Origin of the sequence: Acinetobacter colistiniresistens (assembly GCF_000413935.1) — a bacterium.
Taxonomy (GTDB): domain Bacteria; phylum Pseudomonadota; class Gammaproteobacteria; order Pseudomonadales; family Moraxellaceae; genus Acinetobacter; species Acinetobacter colistiniresistens.
Genome location: NZ_KE340378.1, coordinates 372,541 through 397,054 on the forward strand (window position 1 = coordinate 372,541; position 24,514 = coordinate 397,054).

General features: G+C 42.1%; 25 protein-coding genes and 1 tRNA gene. 10 read left to right on the forward strand and 16 right to left on the reverse strand.

The annotated features are described in order from the left end of the window. Positions 1-232: 232 nt before the first annotated feature. A tRNA-Arg gene (locus F907_RS13575) sits at positions 233-309 on the forward strand. A 42-nt stretch (positions 310-351) separates the two neighbouring features. On the opposite strand, the gene F907_RS13570 is transcribed toward F907_RS13575, so the two are convergent. Next, positions 352-1,650, reverse strand: a complete 1,299-nt coding sequence (locus tag F907_RS13570) for an SRPBCC family protein (protein ID WP_016651539.1) — start codon at positions 1,648-1,650, stop codon at positions 352-354. A 316-nt stretch (positions 1,651-1,966) separates the two neighbouring features. Between F907_RS13570 and F907_RS13565 the strand changes: the two genes are divergently transcribed. Further along, entirely contained in the window at positions 1,967-2,464 is a 498-nt protein-coding gene (locus F907_RS13565) for a YcxB family protein (RefSeq protein WP_016651540.1), read from the forward strand. 33 nt (positions 2,465-2,497) lie between these two features. Then, positions 2,498-3,139: a fumarylacetoacetate hydrolase family protein gene (locus F907_RS13560; protein ID WP_016651541.1), complete on the forward strand. Its 642-nt coding sequence runs from the start codon at positions 2,498-2,500 to the stop codon at positions 3,137-3,139. 107 nt (positions 3,140-3,246) lie between these two features. Here F907_RS13560 and F907_RS13555 read toward each other — a convergent pair whose 3' ends face one another. Then, positions 3,247-4,047, reverse strand: a complete 801-nt coding sequence (locus F907_RS13555; protein ID WP_016651542.1) for an AraC family transcriptional regulator — start codon at positions 4,045-4,047, stop codon at positions 3,247-3,249. Positions 4,048-4,154: 107 nt separating this feature from the next. Between F907_RS13555 and F907_RS13550 the strand changes: the two genes are divergently transcribed. After that, a complete protein-coding gene (locus tag F907_RS13550) occupies positions 4,155-5,060 on the forward strand; it encodes a DMT family transporter (RefSeq protein WP_016651543.1) in 906 nt (301 codons plus the stop codon). Between the two features lie 29 nt (positions 5,061-5,089). Here F907_RS13550 and F907_RS13545 read toward each other — a convergent pair whose 3' ends face one another. Next, positions 5,090-6,340, reverse strand: coding sequence for a YihY family inner membrane protein (locus tag F907_RS13545; protein WP_005276156.1), 1,251 nt, complete (start codon positions 6,338-6,340; stop codon positions 5,090-5,092). A 113-nt stretch (positions 6,341-6,453) separates the two neighbouring features. Between F907_RS13545 and wrbA the strand changes: the two genes are divergently transcribed. After that, positions 6,454-7,053, forward strand: a complete 600-nt coding sequence (wrbA, locus tag F907_RS13540; protein ID WP_005276158.1) for an NAD(P)H:quinone oxidoreductase — start codon at positions 6,454-6,456, stop codon at positions 7,051-7,053. Here the strand turns inward: wrbA and F907_RS13535 are convergent. Together F907_RS13535 and lgt are read right to left on the reverse strand one after the other, a co-directional pair. Beyond that, entirely contained in the window at positions 7,050-7,424 is a 375-nt protein-coding gene (locus F907_RS13535) for a type ISP restriction/modification enzyme (protein ID WP_016651544.1), read from the reverse strand. The genes wrbA and F907_RS13535 overlap by 4 nt on opposite strands. 104 nt (positions 7,425-7,528) lie before the next feature. Continuing rightward, entirely contained in the window at positions 7,529-8,341 is an 813-nt protein-coding gene (gene lgt / locus F907_RS13530; RefSeq protein WP_005276162.1) for a prolipoprotein diacylglyceryl transferase, read from the reverse strand. 109 nt (positions 8,342-8,450) lie between these two features. On the opposite strand from lgt, the gene F907_RS13525 reads away from it, so the two are divergent. The 4 genes from F907_RS13525 (at position 8,451) to F907_RS13510 (ending at position 13,253) form a co-directional block, all read left to right on the forward strand. Beyond that, the gene (locus F907_RS13525; RefSeq protein WP_005276165.1) at positions 8,451-9,233 is read left to right on the forward strand and encodes an NRDE family protein; all 783 of its coding nucleotides are present in this window, start codon (positions 8,451-8,453) and stop codon (positions 9,231-9,233) included. 142 nt (positions 9,234-9,375) lie between these two features. After that, the gene (locus tag F907_RS13520) at positions 9,376-10,968 is read left to right on the forward strand and encodes an alkaline phosphatase (protein WP_005276167.1); all 1,593 of its coding nucleotides are present in this window, start codon (positions 9,376-9,378) and stop codon (positions 10,966-10,968) included. Positions 10,969-10,988: 20 nt separating this feature from the next. Continuing rightward, on the forward strand, positions 10,989-12,524 hold the full coding sequence (locus F907_RS13515) for an alkaline phosphatase (protein ID WP_016651545.1): 1,536 nt from the start codon (positions 10,989-10,991) through the stop codon (positions 12,522-12,524). Between the two features lie 78 nt (positions 12,525-12,602). Then, the gene (locus F907_RS13510; RefSeq protein ID WP_004757114.1) at positions 12,603-13,253 is read left to right on the forward strand and encodes a hypothetical protein; all 651 of its coding nucleotides are present in this window, start codon (positions 12,603-12,605) and stop codon (positions 13,251-13,253) included. Between the two features lie 230 nt (positions 13,254-13,483). On the opposite strand, the gene F907_RS13505 is transcribed toward F907_RS13510, so the two are convergent. The 4 genes from F907_RS13505 to tatA form a co-directional block, all read right to left on the reverse strand. After that, entirely contained in the window at positions 13,484-15,484 is a 2,001-nt protein-coding gene (locus F907_RS13505; RefSeq protein ID WP_016651546.1) for a PhoX family protein, read from the reverse strand. Positions 15,485-15,665: 181 nt separating this feature from the next. Beyond that, positions 15,666-16,430, reverse strand: a complete 765-nt coding sequence (tatC, locus tag F907_RS13500; protein ID WP_004757118.1) for a twin-arginine translocase subunit TatC — start codon at positions 16,428-16,430, stop codon at positions 15,666-15,668. Beyond that, a complete protein-coding gene (gene tatB, locus F907_RS13495) occupies positions 16,427-16,867 on the reverse strand; it encodes a Sec-independent protein translocase protein TatB (protein WP_016651547.1) in 441 nt (146 codons plus the stop codon). Before tatB ends, tatC begins: the two co-directional genes overlap by 4 nt. A 12-nt stretch (positions 16,868-16,879) precedes the next feature. After that, positions 16,880-17,095, reverse strand: coding sequence for a Sec-independent protein translocase subunit TatA (gene tatA, locus F907_RS13490; RefSeq protein ID WP_016651548.1), 216 nt, complete (start codon positions 17,093-17,095; stop codon positions 16,880-16,882). Positions 17,096-17,247: 152 nt separating this feature from the next. On the opposite strand from tatA, the gene F907_RS13485 reads away from it, so the two are divergent. Beyond that, entirely contained in the window at positions 17,248-18,135 is an 888-nt protein-coding gene (locus tag F907_RS13485; RefSeq protein ID WP_016651549.1) for an AEC family transporter, read from the forward strand. Positions 18,136-18,152: 17 nt separating this feature from the next. Here F907_RS13485 and rdgB read toward each other — a convergent pair whose 3' ends face one another. From rdgB to leuA, 7 genes are all read right to left on the reverse strand, one after another. Continuing rightward, on the reverse strand, positions 18,153-18,776 hold the full coding sequence (gene rdgB / locus F907_RS13480; RefSeq protein WP_004757126.1) for an RdgB/HAM1 family non-canonical purine NTP pyrophosphatase: 624 nt from the start codon (positions 18,774-18,776) through the stop codon (positions 18,153-18,155). Between the two features lie 76 nt (positions 18,777-18,852). Further along, positions 18,853-19,293, reverse strand: coding sequence for a hypothetical protein (locus tag F907_RS13475; RefSeq protein ID WP_004757127.1), 441 nt, complete (start codon positions 19,291-19,293; stop codon positions 18,853-18,855). A gap of 1 nt (position 19,294) precedes the next feature. Next, positions 19,295-19,876: a class I SAM-dependent methyltransferase gene (locus tag F907_RS13470; protein WP_016651550.1), complete on the reverse strand. Its 582-nt coding sequence runs from the start codon at positions 19,874-19,876 to the stop codon at positions 19,295-19,297. Positions 19,877-20,033: 157 nt separating this feature from the next. Beyond that, entirely contained in the window at positions 20,034-20,621 is a 588-nt protein-coding gene (locus tag F907_RS13465; protein WP_005238646.1) for a tetratricopeptide repeat protein, read from the reverse strand. Continuing rightward, positions 20,618-21,211, reverse strand: coding sequence for a methionine biosynthesis protein MetW (metW, locus tag F907_RS13460; protein ID WP_016651551.1), 594 nt, complete (start codon positions 21,209-21,211; stop codon positions 20,618-20,620). The genes F907_RS13465 and metW overlap by 4 nt, the downstream gene beginning before the upstream one ends. Then, positions 21,211-22,371, reverse strand: a complete 1,161-nt coding sequence (metX, locus tag F907_RS13455) for a homoserine O-succinyltransferase MetX (protein WP_005276188.1) — start codon at positions 22,369-22,371, stop codon at positions 21,211-21,213. Before metX ends, metW begins: the two co-directional genes overlap by 1 nt. 126 nt (positions 22,372-22,497) lie before the next feature. Next, complete coding sequence (gene leuA, locus F907_RS13450) at positions 22,498-24,195, reverse strand: 2-isopropylmalate synthase (protein WP_005276191.1); 1,698 nt, start codon at positions 24,193-24,195, stop codon at positions 22,498-22,500. Positions 24,196-24,514: the final 319 nt, after the last annotated feature.

Genomic DNA, 24,514 nt, shown 5'->3' on the forward strand with positions numbered 1-24,514 from the left:
TGACGGTTGGCGATTAAATGATGTCGATCCAGATAAATCATTGGATCAGCCGCGACGGTGGCTAGAATAGCAGGCGCTTAATTTGTTCAAGAACGGCGATTTGCCGATAAATTTTGAGTCTATTTCACGCAAATGATGTAAAAGTGTTGAATCTGTAGCCAGTTGATTACAAGTTTGTGAAAAAAAGCTTATCATTTAGTGAAAATTACGTATAATGCGCTCCATCAAATATGCGCTCATAGCTCAGCTGGATAGAGCACTTGGCTACGAACTAAGGGGTCGGGAGTTCGAATCTCTCTGAGCGCACCAATTTGAACAAAGAAAACCGCTTAAATGCGGTTTTTTTACGTCTTATGTTTTTGCTTTGATTTTTTGTACAAATACCGCATTGCCACCGACAGCAGGAAGTACATCATGATAAGGCAAGCTGCGCATGGCTCTTAACAAGAATGGCGCTTTTTCATCAATTTTCATCGCACTGGTCATTTTCAATAATGTCCCTTGATTGAAGGCATGCAACTGCATTTGCCCCTTAACAAAACGAAGATCTCCACCATTGGCATAAAAATTATTCTCAATTGTCTGTGGATAGTTAAAGCGCAATCGAAATGCAAAGGGAATATTGATGACACCAAGTCCCACATTGACCTGAATATTGGCATCTTGTCCTTGATTTTGAATAGGCGTGGCAGTGACCTTTTTAATCTGCCGAGGAAATAGTTCCTGATATGCCGATGGGCTCAGCCATTTTTGTAGGGATTGAACAGGTTGCTGATAAAATTGATAGGTGGTGGTAAAGCGCATGGACTCTCGCCCGTGCGTATAGAGCACACTGGTGGGGGCGTGTAGAATACTTACGGGTTGTTGAGCTGCTTGAATCAGTTGGGTAATTTTACTGAGTTGTGCTGCATTCAGTTGCGGAGTTGGAATTTGTCCTGCATCCAGTGGTGTAACGTTGGACTGAATAAAACGGCTTCTTAACGACTCTAAAATAAAAGCATTACTGCTACTCGGAATCCCGAGTTTCACTTCAGGAATGGCATTCAGAATTTTCTTAAAAATAAATCCCTTGGGTTGATTCAAATCGCCCCATTGGGTCAAGGTAACTAAGGTACGGTTCTCGTCTAGCGCAAACCATTCAAATTTACCGACGCCATAGGGAATCGGTGCATCAATCACCAAGCTGGCAATACTATTCGACTTAATCTGATGTTGTAATGTGACGTCTTCATTAAAATTGAGTACAGGAATTGGGGTCGGAATCGAGACTCGATATTTCATTTGAACAATATTACCAGACTGTTCTAATGTCTTCGCCGATTTGAGAGTTGGGAATAATCCGACATAGTGGCTGAAATCGGTTAGTGTTTTGGCCACTTGTTGGGCATTAACGGGGACAATGATTGCGGCTGAGTTAAAACTGACATTGGGTTGAGGATTACTTTTTAATGTGGGCACGGCTGTTTTGGTCGCAGGATGACCATACATAAAAATATTGTTTTGGGTATAACTGGCCAACAGTTGTGGATTGTTTTGAAATGGTTGTAGGGCACTCGGAATATTGTCTGTCCAAGGCAAGATTTGTGCAAAACAGCTTTGTGTGAGCCCCAATAACAGGCAGGGCAAGATTAGACGATTCAAATACGCCATCACATTCCTTTGATTTTTATCCGTGATTTCATCCAATGACTTGATGTGCTTACGAGAGCCATCAATACTGCTTATTAATAAAATTTTCTGTGTATAAAAAATAGGCGTGTTGTGTAAAGCTCGCTTAGGTGGATGTCTTTAGTCATATGCAGCGAGTGTATACGGTGAGGTAAGCCACAGATAATGCAATGCTTTAATCCCAGAACATAGAAAACATCACATTTAAATTTTGTATTAAATCGCAATAAATGTGATTTCCCATTAAATCATTTATGTTCTAATAGGTCAGTTTTTTTTCAAATGTTAGAAATCAAAAATGTCTGAACAACGTCCAAGTGTATCGGTACGCTATTATTTGAATTTAGAAGAATCACAAGATGGTTTTGCTTTGGTTACTTTTGGCAAAAAAACCTTTAGCCGTTTTTTAACCCCCGTGATCAGTATTGCGATAATTTTGTGGGGAATCTATTTAGGTTTTTCTGGTGTTGGGCGCTATTACGTTGCACTGGGTGCTTTTTTCCTGATTATGCAAGCAGTCATGCGCTACTGGTTATTACCGATGCTGTTTAAGCGCCAATTTGTACGCTACCAATTTGGTAAAAGCGAGCAGGGGATTGACCTTTATCAAGATCATTTTGAACTGTATGCCGCAGGTAAAAAACAAAGTGCACAATATACAGAAGTCCAGTCATTTGCGATTGGCAAGTTGACTTACATGCTGGAGCTGAAAAGTCATACCGTGGTGATCGTTCCTAAACGTGCGTTTAGTAATACAGCAGATCAAACAAAGTTTGAAAATAGTTTTAAGAAGTAAATTTATCGACGGTTGAAAGAACAAGGAGTTTTCATGAGTACACGTCCTTCAAAAATTGTGTGTGTTGGTCGAAATTATGCGGAACATGCCAAGGAATTGGGCAACGCCATTCCCGACCGTGCGTTGTTATTTATCAAGCCGCCAAGCAGTATCGGTTCTTTAGCTCAAGGTGTCAGCTGGAATCAGGCTTTGGGCGAGTGTCATTATGAATGCGAAATTTGTTTGCAAATTGCCCATCCATTATCACAGGAAACCGATCCAGTCAAAGCCCTAGAAGCGATTGGTGCAGTGACTTTGGGTCTGGATTTGACCCTGCGTGATTTACAGGGCGATTTAAAATCCAAGGGTGAGCCGTGGGAACGTGCCAAAGCCTTTGATGGGGCCTGTATTTTGGCTGACTGGATTGAAGCGGATGAGATTGGCGACCTGCAAGAGTTAGAGTTGATTCTGAACATCAATGGGGTTGACCGTCAGCACGGCTTTACCAAAGATATGATCTTCGATATCGGCACTTTATTGGTTGAAATTAATCAATCTTTTAGTCTGGAAGCAGGCGATGTGATTATGACGGGTACACCAGCTGGTGTTGGGGCGCTACGTGCTAATGATCAATTGACCATGAAATTGATTACCCAGTCAGGCGAATATGACTGGGATACCTTTGTCAAAGCCTAAGTTGAAATAAAAGGAGGGTGCTGTTCTGAAGAGCAGCGCCATTTTTTATATCTAAAAGCATGATTTTTTCACTGAATCAGATATTGGTTAAGGCATGAATAGCAAAATTAACTGCCTTGATACAGCTTACGAAATTGGTCTGGGGTGAAATGCATCCAGCGTTTAAACATATAAATAAAAGCCGATGAACTGGCATAGCCTAAATCTAGTGCAATGCTTTCAATGGTCTTGCCTTGATTTAACATCGACATTGCTTTCATGACTTTTAGGCGCTGTCGCCATTCGTGCAGAGACATCCCCAATTCTTTTTGACTGTAACGGGCAAGGGTGCGTTCGGTCATATTGATCATCTGTGCAAGCTGTTCCAGTGTGCTGTTATCCGCAGGAAATTCATGTAAATGCGTCAATATTTTCGCCAGTGCAGGATGCTCGGTGGTGGGTAAATAACTGCCGACCAACTCTGCATGAGTCAGTGAATCAAGTAAAACGTGCAGCAAGCGTAAATATTCTGGATCATGTTCAGCAAAGTGATGCTGACGAATATGTTCGAGCAGCGAAGATACTAACGGTGCAGACAATAAGATACCTGCCTGTTGCGGCATGTTTTGGCACAGCGACTCATGTACGTATAAGGTGCAATGGGTGACGTCATTGCGATTGATACCACTATGTTGTAAATGCGGTGGCAACCAGATCCCATACGGCGGTGGGGTTAAATAATGAATTTGCTCAATATTGACTTCTAAAACGCCGTCGAAGGCATAGATAAATTCACCCCAAGCATGGGCATGTTGGGGATAAAAAGTCTCCGCAGGTGCATTACGGATTTGTAGCCATAATGGGGCGGGAATATCATTGTAGGTTGGAATGGCCTGAAAATCTTGAATCCTGTGAGCTGATTTTTTCATAACATGAGAATTGCCTGAAAACACGCATCTGTTGTCGTATTTTCACTATATCATGAAAATACGACAGCCTTATATTGATGCTCAAGCGATAAAATCAGGAACGCGAAATGGATGAGCGTAAAGCATTAGATGCAACTGCATCAGGTCTGATGATCGTACTGTGTATGATTTGGGGGCTGCAACAGGTCATTTTAAAAATGGCAGCACCTGACATTTCCCCCTTAATGCAAATTGCGTTGCGTTCAGGGCTGGCTGCACTGTTGTTATTGCCACTGTTGTATTTGAATAAAAGCAGTCAACTCTTCAATCGCCAGAATTTAAAAGCGGGTGCCCTGGTTGCCTTGCTATTTTCTTTGGAATTCTTTTTATTGGCACAGGCCTTACAACTGACTTCGGCTTCACATGCCGTGGTGCTGCTGTATACCGCCCCGATTTTTGTGGCCTTGGGATTACATTGGAAGCTTCCTTCGGAGCGTCTCAGTCTGTTGCAATGGACCGGTATCGGGATTGCATTTTTAGGGATTGTCGTGACTTTTTTACGTGCAAATCCAGGCGCATCGATTGCGGATCAACAGATGTTGTGGGGGGACTTGCTGGCTTTGGCTGGAGGGATTGCTTGGGCGGCGACCACCATTACGGTACGGTTATCTTCACTGGCACAAGCGGCAGTGACACAAACGCTGTTTTATCAATTGGCGGGTAGTTTTGTATTGTTATTTGGAGCGGCTCTTTTTCTCGGCCAAGCCACGATTCACTTTAGCCCTTTGATGATGGGCAGTTTAGCTTTCCATACCTTGGTGGTTTCTTTTGCCAGTTTTTTGGCGTGGTTCTGGTTATTACGAAATTACTTGGCATCACGGTTGGGCGTCTTTTCCTTCCTCACACCACTGTTTGGGATGGCTTTCGGTGTTTGGTTATTGGGTGAAAAAATTGAGCTGAATTTTATCATTGGCTCGGCTCTGGTCTTGGTTGGTATTGTGGTGGTGAGTTTACAAGGTTGGTTAAAGAAATAAAAAAAGACCTCAAAAGAGGTCTTTTTTGCTTACTTCTGTTCAAAGATCGTAGAGAGCGGAATGGAAAGTTTTGCTGCTAAATAATCATTGCTTTCAATCAGAGATGGGCCGATTCGTTCCATCCATTCATCATCTTGATGGATATGTTCGACATCATGACGTAATGGCAACGGATAAGGCAGGGCGGTGAAAAAACTCCAAAAATCTACCTGAGCCAGATTGCGAACCAAGACATACTCGTCTTTGTCTGTTCGCATAATTAAATTTTGGGCTTCAAGCTGTAAGATATATGAAGGCAAGCGGCCTAACTCGCCACGACCAATGATCCCTAAAAGCTCTTTTTCACTGACACTTTTTCCGATTTGTTGTTTCTTATAAAACAATTCCAGAATATCCAGCAGCATTAAAATAGGATGGCGTTTTTGTTCTTTACCCGAATGAAAAGCGGTCAGGGCATAACTGATTTCGACACCCAATAAGATAATGTTCCAAGATAAGTAAATCCACAGCAGGAAAATAGGCACTGCGGCAAAGGCACCATAGACGATTTCGTAGCTGGTAAAATTGCTCATCACCCAACCAAAAAAACGTTTCAGCACTTCAAAAATGGTGGCACTAAAACAGGCAGCAATCAGGGCTGAAAGGACGGGGACAATCCGATTCGGTATGGTCCAATATAAAATAAAGAAACCGACAATGGTCAATAAAAATGAGATCAGCCATAGAATAAAAGAGCCATCCAGTTGATAACCTGCAAAGTTATTACTCAGTACATTGATCGAGGCGACCGTGGAGGACAGTACAAAGGCACTGCCTAAAACAATGGGGCCTAATGAAATAATCGTCCAATAGCGCATAAAACCGACCAGACCGGTTCGGGTTTCTTTGACTCGCCAAATTCGGTTAAATACATTTTCAATTGAGGTGAGCATCAATACTGTGGTGATAAACAGAAACAGCACACCAATAATGGTCAGGTTACTGGATTTTTCAGTAAAAGCATTTAAAGCCTTATCAAAAGCGATGGTACTTTTGGGTAAGAAATTACTATAAATCAGTTGTTGCAATTGTTGTCTGGCAGGCTCTAAAGCTCTAATCGAGGAGATAATCACTAAAAAAACGGTCAGCATCGGCACCACGGCAAACAAAGTGGTATAGGTCAATCCTCCCGCTTGTTCACGGCAGCGATCTGCCTCAAAACGGCGTAACACAAATACAATAAATTGAAACCATGTTTTTTCTAAAAAAGGCAGTTTTTTTAGATAACGATTTAGGGTCATGGGTTCTATCCTAGTTATTTTTAATAAAAATCCCGTGTCATCACAGGATTTACTACAGCTCAAAAAGTAAAAAATGTCGTATAGTGTCCTTTTTAACAAAATTCTTGAAAGTGATGCAACCTTACGTTCTTGTTCTTTATTACAGTAAATATGGTGCAACCAAGCAAATGGCGCATCTGATTGCCGATGGAATTGAAGCGGCAGGTGTGACTGCACGCATCCGAACTGTGCCGAATTTGGCCACCATAGTCACTGAGGCTGCAGCGAGTATTCCAGCCGATGGCGATATTTATTGCACTTTAGAAGATCTTAGTCATTGTTCAGGCTTGGCCTTGGGTTCTCCAACACGATTTGGCAATATGGCCAGTGAGATGAAGTATTTTTGGGATCAAACCACCAGCTTATGGCTGAACGGTGCTTTGCATAACAAACCTGCTTGTGTGTTTACTTCATCAGGCTCAATGCACGGTGGTCAGGAAAGTACGTTACTCAGTATGTTACCTCCCTTGTTCCATCATGGCATGATGATCATGGGCTTACCAAACTCAATACCTGCCTTGTCGAATACCAAAACAGGTGGTACACCGTATGGGGCCAGTCATGTCAGTGGGCCGCGTCATGACCAAAGTTTGAGTCAAGATGAGAAGATCTTGTGTGAAGCACAAGGCAAGCGGTTAGGTGATGTCGTGCAAGCGTTGGCTGGAAAGTTTTAATGCTGCGAAAGTCGGTATCGTTGACCGATGGTGACCAGTTTCCAGAACAGCAGATGATCAGTTGGATAGGGAATTGGAGCTAAAGTAGGATTCAACAGCTGTATTTCCTCTGTACGTTGCTTTTCCGAGTTTAAGATTGCATAGACATAATCTACGAGATCAACTGCGCTAAATACCTGTTTATACGCATCTTGTAATTCAGTGTTTTGGTTGGCGAAACAAACCTGTGGTGATGCTTCTTCATGGATAAAAACCAGCCCGAGACTTTTTTCTAGGGTAAGGATGATGTCCGGATTCAGCGTTAACGGTGCAAGAGAGAGAATGAGTTCAGAACTTTTAAAGTAAGATTGTCTTTGATTATTCTCAAACATGGATGCTGATCCAGATATAGACAAAATCAATATACGCTTTTTCTTGGAACTTTATAAATTTGCCGATTGTCACAATAAAAAAGGGAGCTCTTGCTCCCCTTTTATTATTTCTTTAACTGCCAGTCATAGATATTTTTACGGTAAGCGTACCAGATCATCCACAGACCAATAATAATCATTGGGAAACTGAGAATCTGACCTTTGGTCATCCAGCCAAATAAGATATAGCCTTGGTCTGCATCAGGTTCGCGGAAGAATTCCATAAAGAAGCGTGCGATCCCGTAACCGACGAGGAATAAGGCTGAAACGGCCATCCGTGGGCGAGGCTTAGAACTGAACCACCACAGTACGATAAATAGAATCAAGCCTTCACAGAGAGCTTGATAGATTTGTGAAGGATGGCGTACCAAACCGAGTGGATCTGTTGGGAAAATCATTCCGAATGGATAGCTTGGATCTTGTACTGGGCGACCATACAGTTCTCCCCCAATAAAGTTACCAAAGCGCCCAAACATCAAGCCTGTTGGTACACAGGGTGCGATAAAGTCCAAGGTTTGGAACCAGGTTTTTTGGTATTTTTTACACCAAAATAACATCGCAATCATGACACCGAGGAAGCCGCCGTGGAAGCTCATACCACCAGTCCAGACTTGGAATAACCACAGTGGATTTTCTAAGAATTTACCAAATTCGTAGAACAACACATAACCAACACGCCCGCCAAGCACAACGCCCAATGCGCCGTAGAAGACTAGGTCTGACACCATGTCGGCTGTCCAGCCATCACGTTGTTTAGCGCGATACGATGCTAAGCCCCATGCACAGAGAAAAGCCAACAGATACATGAGTCCGTACCAGTGCACTTTGACTGGTCCTAAGCTCAGTGCAACTGGATCAATATTTGGATAGGTCAGCATCGCTGCTCCTCAATTTTATATTTTGAGCAGATTGTAGCGGAATGATCTGAAAAATGTTGTACATTCAATGTGAAAGATCAAGGTTCCAAAAGGCGGGGGAAAAGGATTTATGTGTATTGTCGCTTTTGCATGGCAGGTGCTGGATGAGATGCCTCTATGTTTAATTTCAAATCGTGATGAGTTTTACCATCGACCAAGTTCTGCCTTGCATGCATGGGAAAATAGCAGCATTGTCGCAGGACAGGATTTGCAATCAGGGGGGACTTGGATGGGGGTCACGGCCTCTGGTCGCTGGGCGATTGTGACCAATTTTCGCAATGGTCAGGAGCAGAAAGCCTATGCCACTTCTCGCGGGTATTTGATTCAAGCCTTTTTAGAAAGTGACTTGGCGCCGATTCGGTTTGCCCAGCAGCTGGAGCAACAGCAGCAGGACTATGCGGGCTTTAACTTGTTCGTGGGTGATCGAACACAAGCGGTATATATGAGTAACCGTGGTGAAGCGCCGCAAGTACTCGCCAATGGCGTGTATGTGGTATCCAATGGCCTCATGTCTGAAGATTGGGAGAAAACCCGACATTTGCGTCAGCGTTTTACCCAAGAATTTTTACCGATGTTGCAGCAAACACAAATGACTGAATCCGCAATCGATGCCGCCGCTTGGGATATTTTGGAGGATGAACGAAAGGTGATTCCAGATTTGTTACCCGATACGGGAATCAATACAGAAATGGAAGAATTATTGTCCTCTACTTTTATTCAGAGTCCAGTGTATGGAACGCGCTGTTCAAATTTTTTAAGACTTAGCCCGACACAGTGGCATTGGCTGGAAAAATCTCAGCAAGGGCCGTCACGAGGTGCAATTGTTGATCTTCAGTTAAAATTAGCGCCTTAAAATGATATGTTATAACATAATTTCAATATAAAACAACAAGATGAAATAATACTGTCATCAAGGTGACATAAAAGGGTCACCCAGCATTGTTAAGGTGTAGCCAATCGAGTTACGTCCAAACAAATAGATCTGGGGATATTTTATGTTCTTATCAAAGATGAGCTTTTCCAAAAAGCTCTTGGCGGTCAGTTTAATGGCAGTTCTGTCAGCTGGCATGACTGCGTGTAACGACAGTGATAAAAACGACAAAACGGAAGTACCTACAACACCAAAAGCTAAAAATGTGATTTTCTTTTTGGGTGATGGTATGGGGATTACCACTTTAACGGCATCACGAATTTATTCTGTTGGGGAAGATGGTGATCTGACCATTGATACACTGCCAGAAACTGCTTTTGTACGCACTTTTTCGGAAGATGGTCAGGTGACCGATAGCGCGCCGTCTATGGCGGCTTATATGACTGGCGTGAAAATGAAAAATGAAGTCATTTCCATGCAATCAGGAACGATTGCATCTGCACCAAAAGCAGATGGAACCAGTACCTGTGATGATGTTAGCGAGAATAAAGGCAAAAAACCTGTTGAAACTTTACTTGAACTTGCCAAAGCTCAGGGGATGGGCACAGGGGTAGTAACTACCACGCGTATTACCCATGCAACGCCAGCCACAACCTATGCCCATGTTTGCCATCGTGATGCAGAGAATGATATTGCGGCACAGCTTGTTCCTGCAGGTAAAGGGACAGGATGGGGCGCTTATAACAGCAAGCTTAAAGATGGCGTAGATGTAGTGTTAGGTGGTGGTTTACGTCAGTTTAAACCGACGACTGTTGCAGGTGGTAAACGTGCTGACGGCCGAGACCTAGTAAAAGAAATGCAAGATCAAGGTTATAACTTTGTTTCAAGTGGTACTGACCTTGCAAAAATTGATCCAAGCAAAACTAAAAAATTATTGGGTCTCTTTAATGCCAGCCATATGAATTATGACTTGGATCGTACCAATAAGAAGATTGATGAACCTAGCTTAGCGGATATGACCACCAAAGCGATTGATGTCCTACAGGCAAAAAACAAAAGTTTCTTCTTGATGGTCGAGGGTGGCCGTATTGACCATGCCTTGCATGACACCAATGCAAAACGTGCGTTGCAGGATACGGTTGCTTTTGACAATGCGATTAAGGCAGCGATTGATAAAATTAAACTGACTGATCCAGAGCTCAAAAATACCTTGATCGTGGTGACTGCTGACCATGACCATACCATGGTCTTGAATGGTTATGCGAAACGTACAGGTAAATATGTAAAAGGTGCTGAGACCAGTGTCTTGGGCCTAGTGAAGAACTATAACAAAGCGGGATTCTCAACCGATGTCAACGGCAATCCATATCCGATCATTGGCTTTGGTACAGGTAAAAAACGTTTAGATAATGACCGTATTGAAGCGCGTGGTGTTTTAGCTGATAACGATAGTTGTAATCCAGCAGCAGGCCCAGCAGGTAAATATACCGATAGCCGTGGGACGGATATTGATAAAGATGGTTGGTGTACGGGTACAGCTTCAGATGATTTCCAGCAAGAAGCAGTGGTGCAGACTGGTTTCGCTGATAGTGAAACGCATGGCGGTACTGATGTGTTCCTTGGCGCGATTGGTGTGGGGTCAGACAACTTCCACGGCAGTCTAGAAAATATCGAAGTATTTAATTTAGTTCGCAAAGCCATTGGCCTAGATAAATAACAACAGACTGGAGAATGATGATGTTAAAACAATTTAAATTAGGTCAGTTGGGTATGAAAGCATCTGCTTTAACTGTTGCACTCTTGGCTGCAAGTACAGGTGTACAGGCGGCGGGTGAAGCTAAAAATATCATTTTCTTTTTAGGTGATGGTATGGGGCCAACTACGGTCACGGCAAGCCGTATTTATGGCTATGGTGAATCTGGCAAATTAACCATGGACACCTTGCGCCGTACCGTACGTATCAAGACTTATTCAGAAGATGGTCAAACCACCGATAGTGCGCCGTCAATGGCAGCCTATATGACAGGGAAAAAAACCCGTAATGAAGTGATTGGCATGACACCGGGAACTGTTGCTGTTGAGCCAAGCTCAGGTACGGCACCCGATGGAACGAAAGTGTCGAATGCTGTGAATAACTGCCCAACGCCTGGCTCGAGTGTAGCAGCAGGCAGTCCTGCCGAGACGATTCTTGAATTGGCCAAAGCCAATGGTAAAAAGGTAGGGGCGATTACCACGACAGAATTAACCCACGCAACCCCAGCTGCAACTTTTGCTCATGTGTGTAATCGTAATGCGCAATATGAGATTGCGCGTCAAGTGATTCCTGGTGGTGCAGGTTATAACCCTAAACTGCTCGATGGTGTGGATGTGCTCATGGGGGGTGGTCGTAACCACTTCACTCCATATAATGCGACTGACAATAAACGGGGACGTATTGATGGACGTAATTTGCTGGATGAGCTAAAAGCGAAGAATTATACCGTCGGTGCGACAAAAGCAGAAATGGATGCTGCACCACTGAATAAAAAATATATCGGTCTTTATTCGGCAACCTCTCATCTGGAATATGACTTGGATCGTCCTAGAACGGCACCGAATCAACCAAGTTTGGCTGAAATGACCGCAAAATCGATTGATTTATTACAGGCACAAGATACTGCAGGTAAAGGCTTCTTCTTGATGGTTGAAGGCGGACGTATTGACCACGCTTTACATCAAACCAATGCTAAACGTGCTTTACAAGATACCATTGCCTTTGATAATGCGATTAAGACCGCACTGGATAAAATCAAGAAAACTGATCCTGAGTTAAAAAATACTTTAATCGTCGTCACGGCTGACCATGACCATACCATGACATTTAATGGTTATACTGCACGTACTGGCAAAACCACGGCGACGAATCCAGGTATCTTAGGCTTAAGCTATAGTTATCAAGAGGCGAAAGCATCAGATACGCGTACCCGTGTATTAGAGGATGGCAAGAAACATGCCCCTAACTTTGATGCGAAAGGCAAGACCTCAACCACTTTAGTGTTTGGTAATGGTGGTGGGCCACGTCCAACGTCACGCATCGATATTACTGACAATGAGGCAGCAGCCGATGATTATTTACAAGAGGTTGGGGTAAAACTTGGTAGTCCTGGCTCTGAAACACATGGTGGTGGAGATGTCTTATTGTTTGCTGAAGGCGCAGGTTCACAAGTCTTTAAAGGGACGAGAGAAAATGCATGGGTGTTTAGCAAATTAAAAGAAGCATTTGGCTTTAAATAAACCTTTTATTGAAGTTTTTCATCATATTGCAAGAAACCTCAGTCACTATGACTGAGGTTTTTTTATGTAGGAAATAACATGCGCCTTGTGATTAGTTCAGTCTTACTCTGTTTGGGGATGACTTCTTTACATGCTGCTCCCTTATTGAGCGCCAGTATTATGCGTGAGACTCAAACCATTGGGAATGATGGCGTGACACGTACCAGTGTGTTTCAGGAGCGTATGTATCGTAATACACAGAATATCTGGATTGAGCGTGTATTACCTAAACATCATCAACATGGTCAGGAGAAAGGTGGCCATAAACATTTAGATTTGGCTGAAGCAGCGCAGCATTATTTTATTGATCATAAAAAACAGCCAAAACTCAATTTAGTGTTGATGGAAGATAAAACAGTTGTGCATTTACAGGATGCCGATGTTGATATGTTAGGCTTAAGTAATTGCTGGTCATGCGTTTATTCATTAATCGACCCTAAAAGTCTAAAAGCAATGACAGTGAAGAAAAAGGATGCAAACACTACATGGTATGAGACTCAGAATAAGAAAAATAAAATGAGTATTGAGTGGGATAACCGCAATAACATTGCCAAACGTGTTGAAGTTCGTAGTCTGGATGGTTTGCGTTACGACATCCTAAAAGCCAATATTCAACAGGTGAATATTGCCGAACCTTGGAAAACATATAGTAAGTTTACAACGAAGGACTATTCCGATTTTGGGGATTAACTGAACTAAAATTGCATGCTTGGATTTAGCCCCTTCTTAAAGGGGCTTTATCATAATAAGACTCATCAAAATAGATTTAGCCAAGTAATAAATATAAATTAGCCAGATCACGCCAATATAATCAGTCGAACATTGCGATATTTCTTATTTGCGTTCGAACGGATCATGATGAATTGATCCAGACATACAAAAGCCGACATGATGTCGGCTTTTGTATTTTCAATGCTTGCTTATTTTGTTGTTGCAGCTTTCTTTTCTACTGAAGGTGCAATTGGATCTGCAGTAATATAACCCACCGCAGCAGCAAAACGGTCTTTGTAGTTTGCACGGACTAAAGGATCAAGCGTCGTTTTTACTTTATCGTGTAATGGAGATTCCCAGTCACCCGGGTGCTGGAAGTTACTCATGATATAAGTCCAACCATTCACCGCATCTACAGCATGTAGACCTGTTGATTCAGCACCAGCAGGCGTGGATAAGATACGGCTTAATTGTTTGGTATCGACATTATAAGCCCATAAGAAGTTATTGATGTGCATACCACTATCTTCACCAATGAAGAGGGTACGTAAATTTTCAGAGAACTTGATGTTATCTGGGTTGGCAATTTTATCTGCATTGGCAAGGTTACCTAGGGCATCAGCAGTGGCAAGGTCTTCACCAACCAAAGCCGCAGGAGCTTCCATGTGTATCGATACCCATTCACTATTAATCAACTGGTTTTTTTGATCAACTTGGCTACCTTTTAAGGTGTGAGCATACACGGCACCTGCTTTCGGGCCTTGTACTTGGATATCAGTGGTTTTGTCAATCATAGAAGACTGAACATAAGACATTGCAGAATAAGCAATTTTATCCTTAATGTTGACCGTTGTACCTTCCATTTTGGTGAATCCCATACTTGCACCGACCAAAGCTGCATAGCGATGGGTTTCAAGGAATGCAGCCTCACGCTCTTTACCTGCAACTAATTTCACCCAGTTATCTTTGCCACTGAAGCGAATCTTGGTATAGCTTGCATCTTTAGGATCAGCAGTTTTGACATCCATAAGATCAGAAATTTTATATTGATCAGCCCAGCCTTTTACTTCATCGCTTGTTGCATGACCAAGATTGATCCAGCTGATATCACCCGCACCTGGGCCGACGCCAGATGTTTGCTTCCATTTAGCAACATAGAGTGTGCCTGCAGATAAATCTTTTTCTTTATCTGCAACGAACATAAACAAGCCGCCATTGGTTGCATCATCACCCATTAATGCCGTGCGGTTATCTGGCATGACTTGTACTAGCTCATGTGAAATACGACCTAAACAGTAATGTTTTTTAATTGAACCCGTACCATCGGTATTAACCGTCACTTCTGGTAAATGACCGTAGTGGTAAGGATTGCCTTTATTGCTGTCGCCAAATAGGTTTTTACTGAATACAGGTAGATAGCTTCCTGCAACGTTATTTGCATCAGGCTCGTATTCTTCACTCGAAAGATGTGTTCCCCATGGCGATAAGCTGGCACCACAGGTAATCCATAAGCCATTGACCTTGGAGGTATCCACATTGTGATATTTCACTAAAGATAAATGACCTGTTTTAGGGTCTTGATCCAGAGTTAAAATGGCGATTGGTGAAGGTAAAAGACCATACATAGAGCTTAGGCTTTGATCACGAGTGGTATATTCAAATTGCACTACATGGAAAACAGGATTTCCTGCAACACCTAAGGCTTTTTTATCTGCATCGGTAAAATCTTTACCTGTCGCTTGTTTAAAGCTAATCAACGAGCTTCCATCTGGACAATCTGAAAAGAATTGGCGTTCTTGCCCTGCTTTTGATTTATCGATAATCGGTTGGTTATTGATATCAACATAACCTCCGGCAAGGATTTTGCCGCCTTTGCCATCAGTTACCATGTCACCTGTGGTGAAGAAAGGCTTATAAGCAAGGGTGTAATCGGTTTTTGAACCATCATCCCAATTGATACTGAGCGTTGAGGCAACGGTGGTGGTTGCCATTGCAGCAGGGTTGCTTAGATTCGGAGCTGCCATGGGGGTAAATGTTGCATTTTTAAATTTGGCAGCAGGAGGTGTAGGGGTGATAGCAGAGTCATTATTATCATCATTACAGCCTGTTAAAACGGCGGCGGTACTCATTGCTCCGAGGGGTAAAAATGGAACGCCTGCGAACCATTTTAAAATATCACGACGACTTGGCTGATGGGTATTGGCTGTCATAGTAAATCCATTTCTTTAATATAGGGCAAATAAATCCTGATAGATTCTATGAAGCAGAGATGACATTTTTTTGACAGTTTTAATGCAGTTTTAAGACAATTTATTTTTTATAAGCGACTAAAAAATATGAAATTAAAATAAAAAAAACTCCCTGAAGTTTTTCAGGGAGTTTTAGGCTGTTTTAGTCGGCTACTTTTCTTTTTTCCAGTATTTTTCCGAACAGTAAACCAAGTTCAAACAGCATCCACATGGGTACTGCCAGCATAATCATGGACAAGGCGTCGGGTGGTGTGACAAACATGGCCACAAAGAAACAGCCCACAATAATGAAGCGGCGTTTTTCCACCAGACTCTGGGTACTCACCACACCAATTAAAATCAGGACGAGGGTAATAATCGGGATTTCAAAGGTGAAACCAAAGACTAAAAACAGCTTTAAGCAGAAGCTTAAATAACTATTGATGTCGGTCATTGGTGCAACAGTTTCAGGGGAGACACTAATAAAGAAATGCAGAATTGCAGGCAGCGTAATAAAATAAGCAAATGCCACACCCAGATAAAACAGCACGATACTACCTAACAGCAGGGGAATGGCCAGATGGCGTTCCTTTTCATACAGTGCAGGTCTGATAAATGACCAGATCTGATAAATGATGTAGGGCATCGCCAGCATAAAGGCAACAAATAAATTAAGCTTAAAGGGCGCCATAAATGTTGCAGTAACATCGGTTGCAATCATGGTTGATGTTGCGGGTAACTGCTGTCTTAACGGTTCAGAGAGCCATTGATAAGTGGTATTTCTAAATGGCAATAAGCAGAAGAAAAGAAGAATCGTCACCCCAACAATCTTAAACAGATATTGTCGCAGCACAATTAAATGCTGCATCACCGGCATTTGTTGCAGGGATTCTTCAGTACTGGCTGAGGTTGATGGTAATTGGCTCATACGGCAATCTTTAATTCTGTATCAAACTTTGGTGCCGATAAGGGCGACTCAAGGTGATGAGGTAAATGCTTTTGATAGGCAATACTGAAAGGGACAATACGTTGCTCTGAACAATGGCTATAAATCACGGGTGACTGAGTCTTGGTTTCTGCAACTTCTGTCTCTGACGGTGTTTGTGTGCCTTTAAGCGCATCGAGTTGTTGTTGCATCCTGCGTTCGAGCTCAGTAATTTTATCAATTTCTTTTTGCATTTCTTCACGGAACTCAGAAAGGCGGAGTTCACGGTCAATTTCGTTCTGAATGTTGTTGATAAATTTTTTAATTTTTCCATACCATTTCGCTACGAACCGGGCAGCTTCTGGTAATTTATCCGGGCCAAGCACCAGCAATGCAATCACTGCAAAGCAAAAGATCTCGGTCATTCCCAAATTCAGCATAGTCGTGCTCGCTTAGCCTTTTACTGAGTTTTCAGTATTTTTAACTTGAGCATCAATGGTGCGAGGTTCATTTAAAGGAGCAGCTGTTTCTTCTTCTTTCATTGATTTTTTGAAGTCTTTTACTGCACCACCGACATCTTTACCTAAGTTTTTAAGCTTAGATGTGCCGAAAAGTAAAATCACGACAAATGCAAAAATTAGTACATGCCAAATTGATAAGCCAGCCATTCTTCTATTCCTATAAAACTTTGCTATATCTCAACAGTTGGCCATGACAAATATGTGACACTTATATTGCAGTTTTAAGACAAAGCAGCTGTTTTCCTGCAAATAGTGCTAGCATAAGCAGCGTATAAATAAGTGATAAAAACTAGATTGACATGACCTTTATCCTCCCAATAGGCGCCTTTGTTTTCGGGCTTTTGATCGCTCAATTCAAAGTCTCAGAACAGACCAAAAAGATCTTATCTGCTTTATTGGCGCGGTTATTTATTCCTGTAGTGATTATTTACAATATGGTGTTCTATCAGGCAGGTAGCTTTGCACTTATTCTATTTAGTTTCATTTCATCGATCTTGCTGTTTTACTTATTTGCCTATTTCTCTAAAGACCGTTTGCAGGCACTTTGTTTTAGTTATAGCAATATTGGTTGGCTTGGTTTTCCATTCGCCATAGCCTTATTTGGAGAGCAAGTCAGTGCAGCGATGATTGCACTGTATATTGGCGGATCTTTATTTGGCAATATTTGGGCGGTGACTGCAGTTTCAAAAGAATCATCAAACGCCTCAGTGATTTTCCAGAAAGTTTTACAATCACCGCCAGTCTTGGCCTTGTTTGCAGCATTGATTTTATGGCTATGTGGTATTCAGCGTTTACAGGGGAATCTTGTTGTAGAAGGGCTGTATGATGTTGCCAAATTTGGGATGAGTTTTGCAGGGATGTGTATTTTAGGGATGTGGCTCAGATATACACGGGTGCATCGGGCTGACTTATGGCTAAGTACGCGCACACTGATGCTGAAATTATTGTGTGGTCTGGTCATTTGTAGCGTGACTTATTATTGCATTGAGATTCCACAGATTAAATTCTTGATACCTGTGCTGTTCTTTTTATTTTGTCTGCCGCCTGCCGCTAATATTGTTGCTTTGGAAACGCATTACCAAGGTACAGGCATTTCAGCCCGTTATATTGCTGCAGGAACCATTGTGAGTTGTATGGTGATAGTGATTTATAGTTTATTGCTGCATATAAAAAGTGCCCTCATATAGGAGAGCACTTTAGGGTTTTAAACCAAACTGGCTTTAAACAGCTGCATCGCTTGACCGCGATGGCTGATCTTATTTTTCTCAGCTTTGCTGAGTTCAGCACTCGAAACATTGAGTTCTGGTAGCCAAAATAAAGGATCATAACCAAAACCGTTTTCACCACGTGCGGCGGCTAAAATCTCACCTTTCCAAATGCCTTGGAAAATTTGTGGGAGTGGATCTTCTGCATGGGTGACCAATGCCAAGACACAAACAAACATGCCTTCAATGGTTTCGCCTTCTTTACGCAAAGGTGCAAGATCAGCCAACAGTTTTTGGTTATTGGCAGCATCATTGCCATGTTCGCCTGCATAACGTGCTGAGTAAATCCCAGGTGCACCACCTAAGATCGGGACACATAGTCCAGAATCATCTGCCAGTGCAGGTTTACCTGAAAGTTTAGATGCATGACGTGCTTTGATAATGGCATTTTCAACAAAGCTAAGACCATCTTCAATCGCATCTTCAATATCGAGTTTGCCTTGCGGAATAATCTCGACAGGAAGATTCAGTTGTTGAAACAGATGTTCAAATTCAACAACTTTACCTTTGTTATTGCTTGCAAGGACAAGGCTGCCTTGGTTGAGCCATGCTTGGGTAGACATGCTGAAAATCTCAATATTTTAAATCAGATGAATTGTACTCGATTTGGTGGTCTAAGTCGGTTGTATATCTTTATGATTAAACACCGATAATAGTAAGTCCATCAACATCTTGTTCTAATAGTTTGCTTAAGAAACGTATAAGATCATCCATCATTTTGATCACTTCCACTTTATATTTTGGATATTTTTTCTTAAAAAATTTTGTTTCTTGTTTAAATAAAAGACGAACATTATCGTTATAGCGTAAATATTTTTTAGCTTCTAAGTAAACTTTATATGTATCAAGTTTTGCAATAACTTGCGCTATTTCTCCTGCATCAAGATATGTATTTCCCCAGTGTGACCAAGGCTTTTTATCCCTTAAAAATAAGTGCTCTACTAAAGAAAATGCGATTTCATCAATGACAATTGAATGATCACAATTTGGATTTTGTTGCAAATCATAGGGAATGATCTGCATGTTAAGACCAGCATAAATTCCATCTGAATAGGGTGTAACGGTAAAAGAAAATTTCATGCTAAAGTTTTTTCAAAATCAGTGTGTGGAAATTCCAGAATTTAATTTTTCCGTGAGCATTTGGATGTTCTGTTCTGGTTTCTTGATTCAATAAAATTTCATAATCTTCAATGAACAGTTGTTTAATTTGCTGGCGATTAAATCCTTGCATGGTCTGAGGCTGTTGTAATAACCAAGCATCATTTTGACCTAAAAGTTGTATTAATAAAATCCCGCCTTGCGGCAAGGCATGTTTCATCTTTGCGAGTACATGATCAATTTGGCTAGGGGCGCAAAAGAACAGACTGAATAGGGCAATGATAATACTGGCTGATGGAAACGGATAATTCTCAAAAACATGATTTGAGAAAAAGAATTTAGGATGATTTTTAAATCGATACTGACATGCCCGTTGTGCTGCTTCAGAGGGATCAAAGGCATAAACCCGATAGTCATGTTTGAGTAAGAAGGCTGCTTCATTGCCTGCGCCACATCCACAATCAATGGCAACACGAGGGAGGGTCACATCAATATACTGGAGTGCATATTCCAAGATCGGACGATGTGATTGATCTTGGGTGAGTTCCGCAAATATCTGAGACATGAGTACTAAAAAATGAACAATTTAAGATAAATAGCAGCTTAAGATCTTTTTGTAAAAGTAGAAATTGAACTACATTTAAATCAATTTGGAATAAAACCAATAAAAAACCGACTCTTACAAGTCGGTTTTTTATATTACTCAATAGATCTAAGCAAGATTATTGCGCTTGAATCCATTTATCAGCACGGTCACGTGCAGTACGAATCTGATCTTGAGTCAAGTTAGCAGCCAACGCGGTTTTCTTCCCTTCAGATAGGCTGATGACTTTAGTATCCAGCATGCCATCACGGGTAGATAATTCATACCATTGATAAGCACCAACAAAATTTTTCTTTTGCTCTTCCATCATTGCAAGATTGAAGCTGGCACGGTTATCGCCGTTGCTTGCTGCTTTCTCGAAATATTTACGCGCTAAAGCTTCGTCTTTTTTGGTACCAATACCATCGGCATACATACGACCGACATTCAACTGCGCTGCAGATAAGCCTTGATCTGCTGCTGCCTTGAATAAAGAGAATGCTTGTTTCTCATCTTTAGCAACGTCTTTACCAAATTGGTAACGGGTTGCTAAATAAAACTGTGCCCCAGCTTGACCAGATCTTGCTGCGCTTTGTAATTCACCGATACTCATGACTGAGTATCGCGCTGCCTGTGTTGCCACAGATTGTGGTTGAGCAACATAGTCAGCGTGCGCTTGTATACTGATCAGACCAAATAAAAATGTGCTGATTAATGTCTTTTTCATAGAGCGCTCACTCGATAAATTGCGACTTCACCAAATAGGTTCGGCATATGCTTACTGAGCATACTACCTTGTTGGTCACCATTAACGGCAAGTCGATTAATAATTTTAATCCGATTCTCGGCACATAAGGCTTCAAAGTCACGGAAAGTACATAAATGAATATTCGGGGTGTTATACCACATATACGGTAAAGCTTCCGAAACAGGCATTTTCCCTTTCAAGGCAAGAAAAGAACGTGTCTTCCAATGCGCAAAGTTTGGAAAAGTAATAATGGCCTGTTTGCCGACACGCACCATATCACGAAGTAATACATCGGGTGCATCTACAGCTTGCAAAGCTTGTGCCATAACCACAGAGTCAAAAGACTGGTCGGCAAAACGGCTTAAACCGAGGTTTAAGTCCTGTTGGATAATATTTAACCCCCGACTGATGGCAATTGCAATCTTTTCTTGATCAATTTCTAGCCCATAGGCACGAATATTGTGCTGTTTGCTCATATGAGCCAGCAATTCACCATCACCACAGCCTAAGTCTAACACGCTAGAGTTCGGGTTGATCCATTTTTCAGCGAGTCGTTGATCTATACGCATTAGTGCTGCTCCTGCGATGTCGATTGCAACTGTTGTTCTCCACCTAAAAATGCGCGTAGGGTTTTCACATAGAGTGGAATAGGGAAGAGGAAAGAGTCATGGCCTTGTTCAGCATCAATATCTAAGTAGCTGACAGGCTTATGATTATCAATCAAAGCATCCACCAGTTCCTGTGAGCGACTCGGACTAAAACGCCAGTCTGTGGTAAATGAAATCACTAAAAATTGGCACTTCGGTTGACTCATGGCTTTCGTTAAAGAATGTTCATATTCACGTGAAGGGTCAAAATAATCCAAGGCCTTGGTCATAATCAAGTAAGTATTTGCATCGAAATTGCGACTAAATTGTTCACCTTGGTAACGTAAATAACTTTCCACTTGGAATTCGACATCAAAACCATACATAAATTTGCCCGATTTTAAATCGCGACCAAATTTCTGTTTCATGGCTTCTTCAGACAAGTAGGTGATATGGCCGACCATCCGTGCCAAGATCAAACCGCGTTTTGGATAACTATCATTTTCCAGATAACGACCATGATGAAAATCAGGATCAGAAAGAATTGATTGGCGCGCAACTTCGTTGAAGGCAATATTTTGTGCGGAAAGCTTTGGTGCACTGGCGATAATGGCACATTTTTTTAAGCGGTCTGGATAATCCAGTGACCATTGTAGTGCCTGCATACCGCCCAAAGAGCCGCCAATCACTGAATACCAAACTTTAACGCCTAAACGATCTGACAGCATGGCTTGGGTTTTGACCCAGTCGCGAACTGTGACCAGTGGAAAGTCTGGGCCATAAGGACGGTTTTCATTTTCAGGATTCGGTGAGGTTGGTCCCGTTGAACCGCTGCAACCCCCGATATTATTTAAGGAAACGACAAAGAAGTGATTGGTATCAATCGCTTTTCCTGGTCCAATACAACTGTCCCACCAGCCTGCTTTTTTGTCATCATCATGATGGTAGCCTGCCGCATGATGATGTCCTGACAATGCATGGCAAATCAGAATGGCATTGGATTGATCTGCATTGAGTGTTCCATAGGTTTCAACCATTAAATCGAAACGCGGCAATACTCGGCCACATTCAAGTTCTAAAGGTTGTTCAAACTGAAACTTTTGTGGTGTGACTAAACCCACTGAATCCGATGGAAAAGACACTGGAATGATTCGCCCTATAATAAATCATTAATAATAAAAGGATACCAATTCAGGTATCCTTTCCAAAGTCATTTTTTCTGATATTACAACTCAGCTTTACTGACGATTATGTGATATTTCACTGATCTAAACCGCGGCAGCAACCACTTGATCTGTGGTTAATACGCCTTGTTCAATCAAACGGTTGGTACAGGCAATAATGGCCTCGATTGATGACGTCACGATGTTGTCATGCACACCGGCACCGAATGCGCTCTTACCTGTGCCTTTGACTTGAAGCTCAATTAAGGCAAGGGCTTTGGCATTGGCACCTGAACTGATGCTGCGCTCTTCATAGTTCACCACATCAATTGGTAACTGCAAGGCATTGAGCATAGCGGAAATTGGGCCATTACCTTCACCACGGAGACGTTGAATTTCGCCGTCGATTTCAACGTCTAATTCAATGATTTGTGTACCATTAATATCCGACAATTGATAATGTTTGGTGTGATAATGACTGTTTTTCACATCCACATAAGTCTTTTCAAATAATGACCAGATTTCATGTGCACTGATTTCAGTCCCGTTTTCATCAGTATGTTGTTGTACGATCTGACTGAATTCGATTTGGACACGGCGTGGCAAGGCAACGTTGTAGTTCGATTCCAATAAGTAAGCGATACCGCCTTTGCCTGACTGGCTATTGACACGGATTACCGCATCATAGTCACGACCCAAGTCTTTCGGATCGATTGGCAAGTAGGGCATATCCCAGATCTCTTCGTTTTTCTGGAATTCAAAGCCTTTTTTAATTGCATCTTGGTGCGAACCAGAGAATGCAGTAAAGACCAAGTCACCTGCATATGGATGACGAGGATGTACTGGTAAACCTGTACATTCTTCGACGGTGGCAATCACTTCGTTGATATTTGAGAAGTCTAAGTTTGGTGCAACACCTTGGGTATACATATTCAAGGCAATTGCAGCAACGTCGACATTACCTGTACGCTCACCATTCCCAAACACACAACCTTCAACACGGTCAGCACCCGCCATGATCGCCAATTCAGAGGCTGCGATACCACAGCCACGGTCATTGTGACAGTGAACTGAGATAATCACGCCATCACGACGCGCCAAGTTACGGTGCATCCATTCGATTTGATCGGCATAGACATTTGGTGTAGACACTTCGACTGTTGCAGGCAAGTTCAAGATGACTTTATTGGTCGGTGACGCTTCCCAGATTTCCGTGACAGCATCGCAGACCTCTTTGGCAACCTCTAATTCAGTTGCAGAGAAACATTCTGGGCTGTACTGGAAAATCCAGTCGGTTGCCGGGTATTGTGCTGCATATTCTTTGACTTTTGTTGCGGCATTAATCGCAAGTTGTTTTGAGCCATTGGCATCGACATTCAAGACTTTCTTACGGAAAGTAGGCGAGTTTGAGTTGTAGATATGCACAATGGCACGTTCTGCACCGACTAAGGCTTCAAAAGTACGTTCGATCAAGTGATCACGTGCTTGAACCAAAACCTCGATGTAAACATCTTTAGGGATCAAATCTTCTTCAATCAACTTACGGGTAAAATCAAAGTCGATTTGCGAGGCAGAAGGGAAGCCAATTTCAATATGTTTAAAGCCGATTTTAACCAACATGTGGAACATTTTTAATTTTTGATCCATATTCATCGGTTCAAAAATCGCTTGGTTACCATCACGAAGGTCGGTACTCATCCAGATCGGTGCTTGATTGATTTCATTATTCGGCCACTGGCGATCGGGTAAGTCCACGCGCTGGTACATACGGCGGTATTTTTTGCTTGGGTCAGCCAACATCATGAGAGAACTCCTTGTCGTAGCCATGGTTGCTGATTCAAATTTAAGGCAACATGCTACAGATATATATGGTGTCTAAAAGAAATAATTTAAAGAGAAGGTGAAGATTGGGTGCCTAAAAGTAGAGGCAAAAAATTATATGCGCGCGAGGCGCAGCATCAGGAGAAGAGCAGCGAGATGTGTTGTATGAGACGGGTGGGTAAAGCCGCAATTTGTTTTCATCATCTACCATCATTCATATTTGTCATTTAATTTTGCAGTTATCTTAATCATCTAACTGGACTCAGTTTAGGTGAAAATACAGACGACTGCAAAGGGCTGT

Bases quoted from the DNA above. Each gene is read 5' to 3' on its own strand.
- F907_RS13535 (WP_016651544.1), bottom strand. From the start codon at position 7,424: ATGTTTGAGAATAATCAAAGACAATCTTACTTTAAAAGTTCTGAACTC.
- F907_RS13525 (WP_005276165.1), top strand. From the start codon at position 8,451: ATGTGTATTGTCGCTTTTGCATGGCAGGTGCTGGATGAGATGCCTCTA.
- F907_RS13545 (WP_005276156.1), bottom strand. From the start codon at position 6,340: ATGACCCTAAATCGTTATCTAAAAAAACTGCCTTTTTTAGAAAAAACA.
- leuA (WP_005276191.1), bottom strand. From the start codon at position 24,195: ATGATGTTGGCTGACCCAAGCAAAAAATACCGCCGTATGTACCAGCGC.
- F907_RS13465 (WP_005238646.1), bottom strand. From the start codon at position 20,621: ATGAAAAAGACATTAATCAGCACATTTTTATTTGGTCTGATCAGTATA.
- F907_RS13520 (WP_005276167.1), top strand. From the start codon at position 9,376: ATGTTCTTATCAAAGATGAGCTTTTCCAAAAAGCTCTTGGCGGTCAGT.
- tatB (WP_016651547.1), bottom strand. From the start codon at position 16,867: ATGCTGAATTTGGGAATGACCGAGATCTTTTGCTTTGCAGTGATTGCA.
- F907_RS13510 (WP_004757114.1), top strand. From the start codon at position 12,603: ATGCGCCTTGTGATTAGTTCAGTCTTACTCTGTTTGGGGATGACTTCT.
- lgt (WP_005276162.1), bottom strand. From the start codon at position 8,341: ATGCTGACCTATCCAAATATTGATCCAGTTGCACTGAGCTTAGGACCA.
- F907_RS13470 (WP_016651550.1), bottom strand. From the start codon at position 19,876: ATGTCTCAGATATTTGCGGAACTCACCCAAGATCAATCACATCGTCCG.
- F907_RS13515 (WP_016651545.1), top strand. From the start codon at position 10,989: ATGTTAAAACAATTTAAATTAGGTCAGTTGGGTATGAAAGCATCTGCT.
- F907_RS13485 (WP_016651549.1), top strand. From the start codon at position 17,248: ATGACCTTTATCCTCCCAATAGGCGCCTTTGTTTTCGGGCTTTTGATC.
- F907_RS13560 (WP_016651541.1), top strand. From the start codon at position 2,498: ATGAGTACACGTCCTTCAAAAATTGTGTGTGTTGGTCGAAATTATGCG.
- F907_RS13570 (WP_016651539.1), bottom strand. From the start codon at position 1,650: ATGGCGTATTTGAATCGTCTAATCTTGCCCTGCCTGTTATTGGGGCTC.
- tatA (WP_016651548.1), bottom strand. From the start codon at position 17,095: ATGGCTGGCTTATCAATTTGGCATGTACTAATTTTTGCATTTGTCGTG.
- metW (WP_016651551.1), bottom strand. From the start codon at position 21,211: ATGCGTATAGATCAACGACTCGCTGAAAAATGGATCAACCCGAACTCT.
- F907_RS13555 (WP_016651542.1), bottom strand. From the start codon at position 4,047: ATGAAAAAATCAGCTCACAGGATTCAAGATTTTCAGGCCATTCCAACC.
- rdgB (WP_004757126.1), bottom strand. From the start codon at position 18,776: ATGTCTACCCAAGCATGGCTCAACCAAGGCAGCCTTGTCCTTGCAAGC.
- F907_RS13565 (WP_016651540.1), top strand. From the start codon at position 1,967: ATGTCTGAACAACGTCCAAGTGTATCGGTACGCTATTATTTGAATTTA.
- tatC (WP_004757118.1), bottom strand. From the start codon at position 16,430: ATGAGCCAATTACCATCAACCTCAGCCAGTACTGAAGAATCCCTGCAA.
- F907_RS13550 (WP_016651543.1), top strand. From the start codon at position 4,155: ATGGATGAGCGTAAAGCATTAGATGCAACTGCATCAGGTCTGATGATC.
- F907_RS13505 (WP_016651546.1), bottom strand. From the start codon at position 15,484: ATGACAGCCAATACCCATCAGCCAAGTCGTCGTGATATTTTAAAATGG.
- wrbA (WP_005276158.1), top strand. From the start codon at position 6,454: ATGCAACCTTACGTTCTTGTTCTTTATTACAGTAAATATGGTGCAACC.
- F907_RS13475 (WP_004757127.1), bottom strand. From the start codon at position 19,293: ATGAAATTTTCTTTTACCGTTACACCCTATTCAGATGGAATTTATGCT.